Origin of the sequence: Aridibaculum aurantiacum (assembly GCF_017355875.1) — a bacterium.
Classification (GTDB): Bacteria; Bacteroidota; Bacteroidia; order Chitinophagales; family Chitinophagaceae; genus Segetibacter; species Segetibacter aurantiacus.
On the sequence record NZ_JAFEWC010000002.1, the window covers coordinates 364,631 to 379,784 of the forward strand.

Here is a 15,154-nt window from a genome sequence, read left to right on the forward strand (position 1 = left end):
GCACACATACTATACTATGAGAGTGACTTCTAGGATATTTACGTTAATTGGCCTGCTATTCTTAGGAATAGCAGGTTTTAGCCAAGGTATTTCCAACAAGGGAAAAGAATTCTGGGTAGGGTATGGCCACCACCAGTTTATGGAAACTGGCACCAACACCCAGGAGATGACCATCTACCTAAGTGCTGAAGAACAACCTGCTACTGTTACCGTTACAATCGACAGCAGTGGTCTGTTTCCGGCTAATTGGTGGAGACGTACCTACAATATTCCGGCATATACAGTTATCTCCATAGAAGATGTGAATGCAAATACATTCTCAAATGCTGCAGGTGCCAGGGGACCAATACCCAAGGGAGCAACCGGGCAGCAATATGATGCAAGATTGTATACAGACCCTCCACCTTCAGGTACCGGCGGAGCGGGACTTTTCCGGAAAAAGGGTATCAGAATCCAAAGTGATGTTCCAATTGTAGCCTATGCACATATCTATGGTTCAGCATCATCAGGTGCTACTACACTCATTCCTGTAGAAGCATGGGGATATGACTATGTATCTATCAACAGCAAGCAGAGCTACGCTTCTAACTGCTACAATTGGATGTACATAATTGCATCACGCGATAACACAGTGGTAGAAATAACTCCTTCAGTGAAAACAAGAGCACAGGATAAAACAGGTTTACGTCCTGGTCAGCCTACGCTGGTAACGCTTATGAAGGGGCAGATGTACCAGGTAATAGGTGCGAATGATGGATCGGACGCAAATGGTAATGGTGGAACATCCAGTACAGGTTTGGAGCTTACCGGTACGCGTGTACGTTCGTTTGCACAGCCAGGTGGTGAATGTTTCCCCATAGCTGTTTTCTCTGGAAGCAGCCGTACTTCTAACCCTGCTTCTTGTGGCAGCGGTGGTGGCGATAACGACAACTACCAGATGTACCCGCAGCATGCATGGGGCAGGCGCTACCTGTTAGCACCATTCTCAAGTGGCGCAGGGGTAAGTTCATATGCCACAGCTACCTATAAGATTGCTATTAAAGATGTAGGCCAGACTGAGGTAAAAAGAAATGGACAAACCGTAGTTGCTGTTGGTCAAAATACAGCTGTCTACCAGTTTGAAAGCAACGGTTTTGAGTACATTGAATCAACAAAGCCCATCACCATTGTTCAGTTTATGACTGGCGGTGGTTGTATGCCAGGCAGTATAGGTGATCCGGCTAAAGTGGCTATCAGTCCACTAGAACAGGGAATTAAACAAGTAGGGTTTTATAGAAATACAAAGGAAGGCATTAGTGTAAATTACCTGACACTTATAGTAAAATCAGCTGGGGTACCTAGTTTACGCATAGATAATTCTAATGCGTTTGACCAGGTAGTGCCTCATCCGAGATTGGCCGGATACTCTGTAGTGACCAAAAGGTGGAACGCGGCCAAAGCCCAGGTAATTGTGAAATGTGATTCGGCGTTCAATGCCATTACTTATGGATTGGGTAGTGTAGAAAGTTACGCATACAGTGCAGGTGCTTATTTCAATAACCTAAACGCGATCTCCAACATCAGCAATATACCTGATACCAGTAATGGTGGTAACAACAGGCACTTGTATACATGTGTCAATACGCCATCGAAACTTTCGGTGTTGATGCGTTACCAACCATTGACATTGAAGTGGAACCTTGCCAGCATGTGTAACGTGGTGGCGCCTTGCCAGGATGTGACCATGAATCCCGCATCTACTTATTATGAAGGTCCTGTTACCGTAGATGGTATTGTGTACCACAAGTATACTTTGCCCGGTACTTATACATTTAGCCAGGTTGGTATGCACGATATAAAAGTGGAGGCTACCAGTCTTACCCTTGACCAGTGTAATAATAAAGAAGACTTATATATTTCAATAGATGTAAAGCCAAAGCCATACGTCAACTTTAGTATAAACCACACTACCCGCTGCGAACTGGATACGGCTTATTTTAATGGACCTGCCTCCTCGGCTAACGGCTATACCCTTGGATATTGGGACTGGTCGTTTGACAATGGAGCAGTGATAGATAGTGTTCGTAATCCAAAACATTTGTTTGCACCGGGTGCGCACACGGCCAAACTTACTATTGCCACCACGCAAGGTTGTGCTGCTGATACTAGTATCAACTTTAATGTTGTGGCAAAACCTACAGCTGATTTTACAGCTAACCCACCAGCTGTTTGTTTAGGGCAGGCCATTACCTTTAATGGAACATCAACCTATACAGGTCCAACGGGTATCAATGGATGGCATTGGGATTTTGGAAATGGAACAACTGTAAATGCTACCAATGGTAATGCACAAACTGTTACCTATACAACACCAGACCAATACGTGGTAAAGCATATGGTAAAAGTGTCAGCACTTTGTGTGAGTGATACGGTTGAGAAAATTGTTCCAGTTCATCCTGGTGCTGTACTTGGATTTACTTATCCTACCGGTTGTTTACCATCATCAGGAATTGCACAGTTCACCGCCGATGCTACCGATGTAGGTGGGCAACCAATCGTTTCTTACCTATGGAATTTTGGTGATCCAAATGCTACTGCTAGTAATCCTAATACTTCTACTGCTCAAAATCCAACACATACTTACTCAGCTTTTGGCAACTACACAGTTACGCTTAGTGTAGTTACTGCAAGTGGTTGTGCCGGAGATACTGCAGCATTGATATCAATGAATGTGCAGCCTACGACTACATATCCTGCACTGAATCCTGTTTGTATAAATAGTGGAGTTATATCAGTTGCCACTGCTTCTGTTACCAATGGTGTTCCTGGAAGAGGTAAATATTTTGGGGCAGGTACAGATACATTAGGAAACTTCAATCCTGCTGTTGCAGGTGCAGGCCCTCATGAAATCAGGTGGATCTTTGTTTCAGATGGTGGCTGTACAGATACTGCTCGCCGAACAATAATTGTTAATCCGCTGCCTGCTAAACCAGTTGTTTCCTCGCCGGTAAATTATTGCCAGAATGCTACTGCTACGGCATTAACTGCTACCGGTGATGCAGGAAGTACTTTCATCTGGTATAATAATGCAGCGCTTGGTAATGGTAGTCCTACCGCACCTACGCCTTCTACGGCTACGGCAGGTTCTACTACTTACTATGTTACTCAAACCAATACAGAAGGCTGTACAAGTGATACAGCTACTATAGAAATAGTAGTTAGCCCGGGTATAACAGGTAATACAATAGGTGCTGATCAAACATTATGTTCGAGTGGCGCTTCGGCTGATACACTTCGCTCAACTACAACTGTAGGAGGTGGAAACGGAACTTTGAATTACCAGTGGCAACAATCAACAGACAATGGTGCTACCTGGACAAATATACCTGGTGCAACGACTGAAGCATATTTCCCTGGTGCAGTTAATGGTGAAGTAAGATTTAGAAGAATAATCACCAGCGGCCTTTGTACCAGCACATCAAATGTTGTTACTGTTACAGTGGTACAAGGCTTCACCAATGCTGATATTGCTGCAAGTCAAACGATATGTGAAGGAAGTGCTCCGTCATTGCTCAATGGTCAGACCGCACAAGGTGGTGGAACCATTGCTTACCAATGGCAGGTTTCTACTGACGGTACCACATGGACAAATATTGCCGGTGCTACTGGTGAAGATTACCAACCAGGCAGCTTGACCACAACAACCTATTACCGCAGGCAAGTTAGCAACAGTGTATGTACTGCTACTTCTTCTGTGGTAGAAATAACAGTAACTCCAATAGCAAACGGAGCCATCACAGGTCCTGCAGCTATATGTGCTTATGATGCTGCCGCAGTTACATTTAATGCATCTGCAGGCACTGCACCGTTCACTGTTCAATTAACTATCACTGCTCCCGGAGGCGCTAGCAGCACCATAACAGAAACTGTGAATAATGCTGGTCCTGCTACTATAAATGTATTAGCAGCCAACAGTGCAGCAGGCAATTATACAGTTGCCATCAGCAGTTTACAAGATGTAAATGGTTGTGCTCGTACTACAGGTTTTGCTCCTGTAAACATCACAGTGCATCCTAAGCCAGTGCTTACTGTAACTGCTGATGTAGCAGTTTGTGCAGGCACATCTACTACTTTACAAGCAAGTGGTGCAACTGACTATAGCTGGTCGCCAGCCACTGGACTAAACGCCTCAACAGGAAACCAGGTGATAGCAACACCAACTGCCACAACTACTTATACAGTAACTGGAACAGCAAATGGCTGTGCCGCTGACCCGGTAAGTGTAACTGTAACAGTTAATCCTGTTCCAGCAAAACCTACAGTAACTACACCTGTGGCTTATTGCCAGAATGATGTAGCTACCGCACTAAGTGCAACAGCTGCTGCAGGTAATACACTTACCTGGTACAACAATGCTGCATTAACCAACGGTACAACAACTGCTCCTACGCCTTCTACGGCAGTAGGTGGTACATCTAATTATTACGTAACACAAACCAACGCGGCAAGCTGCGTAAGCGATACAGCTACTATCACTGTAACTGTTCAGCCATCTATTACAGGAAACAATATTGGTGCAGATCAAACATTATGTTCTGCCGGTGCTGCAGCTGCTCTAAATGGTACTGCTACAGTAGCAGGTGGAACAGGAACTTATACTTATGTGTGGGAGCAATCAGTAGATGGTGGTACTACATGGACTAGCATTACTTCAGCTACTGCAGCATCGTATAGCCCGGGGACACTGACCACTACTACAATGTACAGGAGGTCGATCACAAGTGGTCTTTGTTCCAGCACATCAAACGTAGTTACCATTACAGTACTTGCACCATTTACCGGTACAGGTATCAACGGTAGCCAGGTTGTTTGTGCCAATGTAGCACCTTCTGTTTTAGATGGAGATGCTGCATCAGCAGGTACTGCTGCTGTAAATTACCAGTGGCAACAATCCCTGGATAACGTTACGTTCAATAACATTGCTGGCGCTGTTGCAGAAGATTACCAGCCGCCGGTTCTTACCGCTACTACACATTTCCGCAGGCAGGTAAGCAATGCTACTTGTAATGCAATGTCTAATGTGATAACTGTAACGGTTAATCCTTTACCTAATGGTGCTATCACTGGTCCTGCATCTATTTGTGTGTATGACGAAGGTTCTGTAACATTTACTGCTAATACAGGTGCAGCACCTTATACCGTTCAACTAACAGTTACAGGTCCTGCTGGTTATTCCAATACAGTTACGCAAACTGTACCTAATAATAATGCTGCAACTATTAGTGTGATACCTGCCAATAGTGCTGCAGGATCTTACCAGGTAGTTATCAGCAGCATTACTGACAACAACACCTGTTCGCGAACTACTGGTTTTACACCGGTTACTATTACTGTAAATCCAAAACCTGTATTGACTGTAAGTGCAAACACTGCAATATGCGGAGGAGACTCTACTGCTCTTACAGTTACAGGCGCCACTACGTACACATGGTCACCAGCTACAGGACTTAGCAATACTACCGGCAGTACAGTGATGGCTAAACCAACAGCAACCACTACTTATACTGTAAACGGAACTTCTAATGGTTGTACAGCTGACGCGGTAACTGTAACGGTAACTGTTAATCCTGTTCCGGCTAAGCCTGCGGTTACACGCCCGGTTGCTTACTGCCAGGATGCAACTGCAACACCATTGAACGCTACCGCAGCAGCAGGCAATACGCTTACATGGTATAACAATGCTGCATTAACCAATGGAAGTAATACTGCTCCTACACCAACTACTGCTTCACCAGGAAGTACCAGCTATTTTGTAACACAAACAAGCAGTGCAGGATGTACAAGTGATACTTCAAGAATAGTGGTAGTGGTGAGTCCATTGCCTACTGTCAACTTCCAGTTACCAGAAGCAATGTGTATGACCAATGGCCGGGCTACGGTTCAGTTTATGAACCAAACATCAGTAGTTGGTGGTGGTGCATTCACCTCTAGTTGGAATTTTGGTGATGGCAATACATCAACTGAAAGAAATCCTGTTCATTCATATTCTACTCCTGGTCCACACCAGGTAACACTGGAAGTAACAACCGCCGGTGGTTGTATAGGCCAGGTAGTGAAGACGCTTCCTGCTTTCCTTCAGAAGCCGGTTGCAGACTTTGCTGTTACACCTGATACTCTTTGCCAGGGAACACCTAGTTCATTCACTGATCTAAGTACTGCACAAGGCAGCACTGTACAATCATGGAGATGGTCGTTTGGTGATGGTTCTACATCGCAACTAAGAAACCCTGTGAAGAACTACCCGCTTCCAGGTAATTATACTGTGAAGCTGACTGTGATGAATGCGCAGGGATGTCAATCTGATACTACACGTACAGTGAGGGTATACCTGCAGCCGGTGATTGATGCAGGTCCGTCATTCGTGGTAGCGCAAGGTACAGTGGTCACTTTTGCTCCTTTTGTAAAAGACTCTACTAACCTTACCTACCTATGGACTACATCTTCTAATACGCTACCACCAGCTTCAGGATTAAGTGATCCAACCATACTTTCACCTTCATTGGTTGTTGAGCGTGACCAGGTGTATGCGCTTACTGCTACAGGCCAGGGTCAGTGTACGGCTAGCGATACATTGTATGTAAAATCACTGCTGCCACTGCGTATTCCAAATGCGTTCTCTCCAAATGGCGATGGCATCAACGACACATGGGAAATCCCTAACCTGAGAGATTACCCGGGAAGTACCGTAGAGGTATTCAACAGGTATGGCCAGAGTGTGTACAGGACTATTGGTTACGACAAAGGATGGAATGGAACCTTCAACGGTTCTCCTCTTCCTGTAGGCGTTTACTATTACATCATCGAGTTGAAGAATGGTTTCAACCAGGTAACTGGTTCGGTGACCATATTGAAATAAAGAAATTGAAGAGTACAAGTTTTTAATATTACAACTAGAACACCATGAAATATTTTTACCGTCTTTCGCTGTCATTGCTCTTGCTAACTGTGTGTAAAGGTTTAGTAGCGCAGATCGATCCACATTTCACCCAGTATTATGTTTATCCTTCGTGGCTCAATCCTGCATTAACAGGTGCTTTCGATGGCGACTACCGTATTTCGGGCATTTACAGGAACCAGTGGGGAAATGTATCAGCTCCTTTTAGCACACCGGGTATATCAGTAGATTTCGCTGGAAATAAGAACCTGAACTATGGTGTAAGTGCTTTGAATCAAACAGCGGGAAATGGCGGTTACCGCTACCTTACTGCGTACGGATCATTAGCATATACTGGTGTTCGTTTTGGTGCAAATGGCAATCAACGCGTAGTATTCGGTATGCAGGCAGGTTTGATCAACAGGCGCTTCGATCGTTCTAAGTTCACCTTTGGTGACCAGTACAATCCAACTACAGGTTACAATCCTTCAAATCCAACTATGGATATTCCTACCATCAACCAATCTATGGTGTTAGACATTGGTGCAGGTGTGTTGTACTACGATGCACAGCCGGGTAAGAAGGCAAACTTTTATGGTGGATTTTCTGTGGCACATCTTAACCAGCCTGAAGATGCATTTGTACAGTCAGCAAAAGAAAAGCTGCCAATGCGTTTTACAGGTCACGCAGGTGTTCGCCTATTGGTATCGGATGTGCTAAGCATTACACCCAATGTAATGTACGCACGCCAGGGAACTGCAGAAGAAAAAATGGTAGGTGCGTATGCACAACTTCGTGCTACTGAAAATACAGAGCTTTTGTTAGGAGCCAATATGCGTTTGAATGATGCCATCTCTCCTTATGTTGGTTTTTACCACAAGAACATGGTTTTAGGTGTTAGCTACGACATCACTACTTCAGACCTGGGAAAGATAGCAAGGTCTGCCAGCAGCTTCGAGATCTCTTTATCATTTATTGGCAGAAGATCAGTTAGTACACCAGAACAAAACTTCATCTGTCCAAGGCTGTAATTGTTCCAGTTTTAACCAACACGTCGTGGAGACACATTCTAGTATTATCGATGAAAAAATATATTAACCCTCGTATGAAGAAAGCCTTGTTGTTTGCCGGATGCTTTATGCTGGTACAGGCATTGGATGCACAGTTTGCTTATAATTATTTAAAAGCAGCAGACGACTACTATAAAAAAGGTGACTATTTTTCTGCAGCACAGTATTATGAAAGAGCGCTTGGCCAAAAACCAAGCAAGCTGGATAAAGTAGATCCTTATAAAATTGAGTCTCTAAAAAAAGAGGCGCAGACCAATACTGCTAGCAACCGCGAACAGGTATTGTATAAGACAGCTGAAAGCTATAGGATGGTAAATAACTACCTGAAAGCTGAGCCTTATTATAAAGAAGCTGCTGACCTGGCGCCTGCTGCTTTTCCATTAGCCCGCTACTGGTATGGTAAAAGCCTTCGCTACAATTCCAGGTTTGCTGAAGCGGAAGCTGCACTTACACAGTTTTTACAAGAATTTACATCCACTGATGAACAGGCAGCTGATGCCCGAAAAGAGATAGCTAACCTGCAGTTTATACAGAAAGAACTGAGAAAAGATACAAGTGTATACACGGTGCAGAAAATATCTGCAGATGCATATACCAATGGTGCCGATTATGCTCCATCATTGATGAACAATTCGACGCTTGTTTTCACTTCTACAAGAGCAGACGAGAAAGCAACTAAGAACACTCCTCACCTTAACCGCCTTTACAAAGGAACAGCAGGAACAGGTGTAACCTTTGCGGCTACTAAAGTAGAAGTACCACAGGCATTAGATGTGCACCAGGGTGTAGCTACTTTTACGCCTGATGGCAACACCATGTACCTTACTCGCTGGACTGGTTTGAATGGCCGTAACACTGCTTCAATATTTACCAGTACTAAAACTGGAGACACATGGAGTGAACCAACACCATTGAAAGGTGATGTGAACGTAGAAGGTTATAGCTCGCAACAACCTTTTGTTTCTGCTGATGGTAAATACCTTTTCTATGCAAGCAACAAGCCTGGTGGTAAAGGCAAGTTCGATCTTTATGTTACTCCTGTAGAAGGTAGTGGTGTATCAACTAATTTAGGTGATGCCATCAACACTGAAGATGATGAGCAAGCTCCTTATTATCATCCTGGCTCTGGCTCTTTGATCTTTTCGAGCAAAGGAAGAGTAGGTATGGGTGGATTTGATTTCTACCAGGCAAAAGGAACAGTAGGTTCTTTTGCTACACCAGTTAATCTTGGCTATCCTGTTAACTCTGTAAAAGATGACATTTATGTAGTTAGTACCGGGGATAAATATGTGCTTGATAATATCTACTTCAGCTCAGATCGTTCTTCTGTTTGTTGTTTAGAAATGTTCACCCTGAACAAAAAGCGCTTTAAGAAAACGATTTTTGGTTTGGTGGTTGATTGTAAAACCGGCGAACCTGTAGCAGGTGCTTCAGTGAGAATTCTTGACAGTATCAATAACCAGCAAGTTGTAACGCTTACAACTGGTACTACTGGTAAATATGAACTAACATTGGATGAATACCAGCCTTTGCAACTAACTGCATCTGCCGAAGGTTTCACTGCTCCTAAAAGCATTCACTTCAATGCGCCTGCAAATGATGAGGTGAATACGTTAGTTAACCCGACTGTTTGCCTGGTAAAACCAGAACCTGTGGTTCCTTACGAAGTAGAGAAGCCGGTACTGATGAACAATATCTTCTTTGAGTTTGACAGGTACAAATTGCTGCCAACTTCATATCCTAAGCTAAACGAGCTGGTAGCCCTTCTGAAAGAATATCCTAAGGCTGAAGTTGAGATTGGTGCACACACGGATGGTCTAGGTGATGATAGTTACAACATGCAATTGTCTGAGCTAAGAGCGAAATCTGTGGTTGAATACCTGGTGACTCAAGGTATAGAAGAAGGCAGACTGCGTGCTAAAGGTTATGGTGAAACAATGCCGGTAGCGCCAAATAAAACGGCTAGTGGAAAAGACAATCCTGAAGGCAGGGCGAAGAACAGGAGAGTCGAATTCAAAGTTCTTCATTATTAAGTTGACATTCTCCCATTATAGAAAAGAGCTTCCGTTTGTGAAGCTCTTTTTGATTCTATGCATTTTTGGTGGAGCAGAGGCGGGGTGTGATGCAATTGAAAGTTTTCCATGCGCAAGAAGATTTGCATCCAGATGCGCATAGCGCATCCCCGTTTGTAGAAAAATTAAAATGATGCGGTTGTTGAGCATCGCTCAACCCTCAGATGCATCTAAACATTGTGAAACAGGATTGGGCTACGCCCAGTAATTCTCTACCACATTTCCTTATACAAACAGTGTTGGGCGATGCCCAACGAGCAGCTACATTTTGAAATGTTTTTGTTGGTGTATTACATCCAGATGCGCATAGCATCCCTGTTTGTAGAATGGATGTTGAGGTTGATTGTTGAGCATAGCTCAACCCATTGACGCTTATAAACTTTGCGAAACAGGATTGGGCTACGCCAAATAATTTTCAATCACATATTCCTTCTACAAACAGCGTTGGGCGGAGCCCAACGAAATGCTGCATATACTACAAATTTGATACGTGTTACTGATATAAACTTTTAATTCATCCCGCCATACCAACCTTACCCTGCGCTATTCCTTCTGCGGGGCAACGCCATCCTCTGAAACGGCATCTTTTACTGGCGCAATTCAACCGATTTACCGGCTCGCCACCTCATTTACATATGTGGTGCGGCTACAAATGCATTAAGACGTATTTTTAAAGCCTGCTTTTTTACCTGGTATTAACTGGACGAAGCAGGGCCGGATCATATATAATGATTAGCCACACCGATATTCTGGACAACCACCTAATTGCTTGTGTGCTTTAATATCTTCCAATTGTATGGGGTGTAAATCTTTTCTTTTAATGATTTTGTTGGTAGCCGGATCTTTAGGGCTGCAGGCGCAGAACCTGAGCAATCGCGGCCGTGAGTTCTGGTTGGCCTATGGTCATAACAATTTATTCCATCATGGCAATGGGCAGCAACTGGTGCTGTACCTAAGCACGGAGCAGGCAGCCACCGTTACAGTTTCGGTAAATGGAACAGGCTTTTCTCAAACCTATAATATACCCGCTAATACGGTAAGACAAAGCATAGAGATACCTAAGAATGGACCTAACGATGCCCGTATTCAAACAGAAGGAGAAAGTAACAGGGGAATTCATATTTCCAGTAATGTACCCATAGTAGCGTATGCACACCAGTATGGTGCTAACTCATCGGGAGCCACTATGCTCATGCCGGTAGAAACTTTTGGATATACCTACTACTCACTCAACTATCACCAGGAGAGTAATTCCAATCCTTCCTATTCTTGGTTTTTTGTAGTTGCCAGCGAAAACAATACACGTGTTGAGATCACTCCATCGGTGGTTACACAAGGTGGAAGGGCAGCTAATGTCCCTTTTGTAGTAAACCTGCAACGTGGCCAGGTGTATAATGTATTTGGCCAATCTAACAGCCTTGTGGGGCAGGACCTGACAGGAAGTAAAATAAGATCTATTGCGGGTTCCGATGGTAAGTGTCATCCCATCGGCGTTTTCTCAGGTGCCAGCCGGATGATCATTTGCGGTAGCAGCGGCGAGTTTATGCAACAGCAAATATTTCCTGCAAGTGCGTGGGGAACTAGATATCTCACCTACAACACCATTAGCACAGCTAATATCAATTCACCTAATACCAACTGGTACCGTGTGGCTGTTCGCGATCCCAATACGGTTGTTTACAGGAACGGGACAAGGTTGACGAACCTGCAGCGCAATTTCTATTACGAGTTCTCTGGAACATCAGGTGATTATATAGAAGCAGATAGACCTGTCCTGGTTGGCCAGTATGTTCCATCCATGCAGAGTTGTGCGTCGTATACAGGTAATGGTGATCCTGAAATGTTCTTCTTGAGCCCGTTGGAACAAGCCATTAACAGGGCGCGATTTTATGCAACCAGTAACCAAAGTATCACCAATGTATATGTAAGCGTGATCATTCACCAGCTGGGTTTTAATTCACTTACAGTTAATGGCAGCAATGCATTTGATGTTGTAAAGAACCATCCGCAAAACCCGGATTACCGTGTTGCTATAAAATTACTTCCTACCAATAGTCCGCATACTATACAAAGTGACTCTGCTTTTACTGCTATTACTTATGGTTTTGGAAACGTAGAAAGTTATGGTTACAACGCGGGTACCCTGGTTAATAATTTGGATGCTCTGCCATCAGTTACCAATACGCTTAGTACTATTGGAAGTAGTACTAGTGCCTGTACCAATACTCCTTTTAATTTCACCATTAAGCTTTCGTACAAACCAATCCAGATGGTGTGGAGGCTTAGCCAGGTTGGTGCCATGCAGCCCAACCAGGATGTAACAGTAAATAATCCTGTTCCTTTTGATTCATCATTGGTTGGATCAAGAAAATTCTATGAATACCGCCTGCCGGGAGAATACCTGATTAACCAAACCGGCACATTCAACATTCCTATTTCCATTACTTCTCCTGAAGTAGATAACTGCGACAACACCACAGAGATCACCTATAGCCTTACTGTCAATCCACCTCCTCGTGCTGATTTTACAACCTCCTATACCGGCTGCAGATTGGACTCCGCTTACTTATCTGGGAGTTTCATTGGAACAGGATTCTCTGTTAACCGCTACCGTTGGACATTCCCTGATGGCAGTGTAGACAGTGTGAAGAATGTTGCTTTTCTATTTCCCAATATTGGCAGCAGCAATGTGCGGCTGCGGGTGATAGCAGATAATGGCTGTATTGGCGATACAATTAAGGCAGTAGTTACTAGTCCGCCGCCTACGGCTACTTTTGGTTTCAGTCCTGCAAATGCCTGCGAAGGAGGAACCGTCAACTTCACCGATACCTCGTCGTATAGTGGAAACGCTATCCATAGCTGGTACTGGGATTTTGGTAATGGGGTACAGGTAAATGCACCTACCAATGCACCACAGAGCCAGCAGTACAATGCGCCCGGTACGTATATAGTAAAACATGCTGCCCGTGCAGGAAGCTGTACAGGCGATACAACACAAAAGGCAGTAACAATTTTTGCAAAGCCCACTCCTTCATTTACCGTACCTACAGGCTGTCTTCCCGATAGCATGGCCCAGTTCATAAATACCAGTACGGTTCCAGATGGCCAGGCACTTACTTACCTGTGGAATTTTGGAGATCAGAACGCTACGCCTGCTAACCCTACTACTGATACTGCACGCAACCCGCTGCATAAGTATACTGCCTACGGAACGTATAATGTTTCGCTTACAGTAACTACTGCCAATGGATGTACCAATACTTTGGCAATGCCTTTTACTACCGGCGGTTTTTCACCTGCCATCAATTATGCCATTGTAAATGAAAATGCATTGTGTGTGCGTAACCAGGTACAACTGCGAAACCAGATGAATGTAACTGCAGATTCTATCTACAGGATGGACATTTACTGGGATGCGGTAAACCAGCCTGCTGTATTTACACAAATTGATAACCCGGCAGCCAATGCCCTTTACCCGCATTTATATCCTTCATTTACTGCCCCGGCTACGGTTGGTGTTACCATTAAGGTTGTGGTGTATTCAAGGGGAGGATGTATAAGTGAAAAGGCCAAAGACATTACGCTTCATGCTGTACCGGTAGTGACACCTGCGCCGGCACAAACCGTATGTTTTAGTGAGCCGGCTTTCACGCTGCAATCATCCGTTTCTAATGTACAAGGCGGTGGTGTTTATTCAGGTAATGGAACAACGGCAGCGGGTGTGTTCACCGCGGCACAGGCAGGTGTAGGCCAGCACGAGATCAAATATGTTTTTACAAGCGTTGGCGGATGTAAAGATTCAGCAATAACAACTATTACTGTTTTACCACAGCCTGTTGCTGATTTTACTTTCTCCAGTATTTGCGTTGGCGACTCCACCAGTTTTACCGACAATTCTTCCATACCTACAGGCTCTATCGCATCGTATGCATGGACGTTTGGTGATGGTACAACGGGTACTGATCGTCCACCGTTCAGGAAGTTGTATGACAATTACGGCAACTATAATGTGCAGCTGGTAGTAACCAGTGATGCAGGATGTAGTAGTGCACCGGCAACAAAGGTTGTGCGTGTACATGCTTTACCTGCTGTTGATTTTGCTATGCCTCAATCGGTTTGTCTGCCGGGTGGTTCATTACAATTTAATAACCTCACTACACTACCTAACGGCACCCTTTCCGAACTCAGCTTTACATGGAATTATGGAGATGGTAACAGCGCCACTACATTCAATGGATCGCATGTTTATGAAGATAGCGCCAGCTACAATATCATGCTTATTGCTACCTCTGCAGCCGGATGTACCAACGACACCGTAAAAACTTTCAATTCGTTTTACAGACGACCGGTAGCTGATTTTGAAGTATCTACTTCATCCGTTTGCCAGGGCGAAGCAACCACTTTTACGGATCTAAGCTCTGCGCCTAATAGCACTATCAGCAGCTATGTATGGCGGTTTGGGGATGGTACAATGAGCACTGCGGCCAATCCTGAAAAGGCATATGCTCTGCCGGGTAATTACACTGTTCGTCTTATGGTTAGCACACCTGAAGGTTGTATGGCCGATACCACTCAAGCTATTTTGGTAAATGTGCAGCCACGTGTAGATGCAGGCGTTAACGTATTTATCCCGCAAGGCTCCACTTACCAGCTTCATCCATTTGTAAATGATACCTCTTTATCCTTTAGGTGGACACCTGCTACTTACCTAAACAATGCAAACGTGTTGCGTCCGGTTTTCACTGCCGTAGAAAGCCAGACCTACAGGTTGATGGCTACAGGTGCAGTTAATTGTACAGGAGAGGATACAGTACGTATCACTGTGCTAAAACCACTAAATGTGCCGAATGCTTTTTCGCCCAATGGTGATGGCATAAATGATACATGGCTTATACCTAATCTTGCTGATTACCCGGGTAGCGTACTGGAAGTGTACGACAGATATGGTCGTGTGGTGTACAGGACGATTGGCTACACCAGCGGATGGAATGGAAGCTTTAATGGCCAGCCTTTAGCCGTGGGTACCTACTATTACATCATTGATCTGAAACAGCCAGGTTACCAACCAATCACAGGTTCTGTTACCATTCTTAGATAGA

4 protein-coding genes are annotated in these 15,154 nt (G+C 44.4%); all 4 read left to right on the forward strand.

What is annotated here, in order from left to right; all coding sequences use genetic code 11:
- Nucleotides 1-16 precede the first annotated feature (16 nt).
- Nucleotides 17-6,895: a PKD domain-containing protein gene (locus J4N22_RS13025; protein ID WP_207495236.1), complete on the forward strand. Its 6,879-nt coding sequence runs from the start codon at nucleotides 17-19 to the stop codon at nucleotides 6,893-6,895.
- Between the two features lie 44 nt (nucleotides 6,896-6,939).
- Complete coding sequence (locus J4N22_RS13030; protein ID WP_207495238.1) at nucleotides 6,940-7,944, forward strand: PorP/SprF family type IX secretion system membrane protein; 1,005 nt, start codon at nucleotides 6,940-6,942, stop codon at nucleotides 7,942-7,944.
- 74 nt (nucleotides 7,945-8,018) lie between these two features.
- Entirely contained in the window at nucleotides 8,019-10,016 is a 1,998-nt protein-coding gene (locus J4N22_RS13035; protein WP_207495240.1) for an OmpA family protein, read from the forward strand.
- An 859-nt stretch (nucleotides 10,017-10,875) separates the two neighbouring features.
- Complete coding sequence (locus J4N22_RS13040) at nucleotides 10,876-15,153, forward strand: PKD domain-containing protein (RefSeq protein ID WP_207495242.1); 4,278 nt, start codon at nucleotides 10,876-10,878, stop codon at nucleotides 15,151-15,153.
- The last annotated feature ends 1 nt before the right edge of the window (nucleotide 15,154 follow it).

What these genes read in the sequence shown, in the direction of transcription:
- J4N22_RS13025 (WP_207495236.1), top strand. Translation starts at nt 17, where the DNA reads ATGAGAGTGACTTCTAGGATATTTACGTTAATTGGCCTGCTATTCTTA.
- J4N22_RS13030 (WP_207495238.1), top strand. Translation starts at nt 6,940, where the DNA reads ATGAAATATTTTTACCGTCTTTCGCTGTCATTGCTCTTGCTAACTGTG.
- J4N22_RS13035 (WP_207495240.1), top strand. Translation starts at nt 8,019, where the DNA reads ATGAAGAAAGCCTTGTTGTTTGCCGGATGCTTTATGCTGGTACAGGCA.
- J4N22_RS13040 (WP_207495242.1), top strand. Translation starts at nt 10,876, where the DNA reads ATGATTTTGTTGGTAGCCGGATCTTTAGGGCTGCAGGCGCAGAACCTG.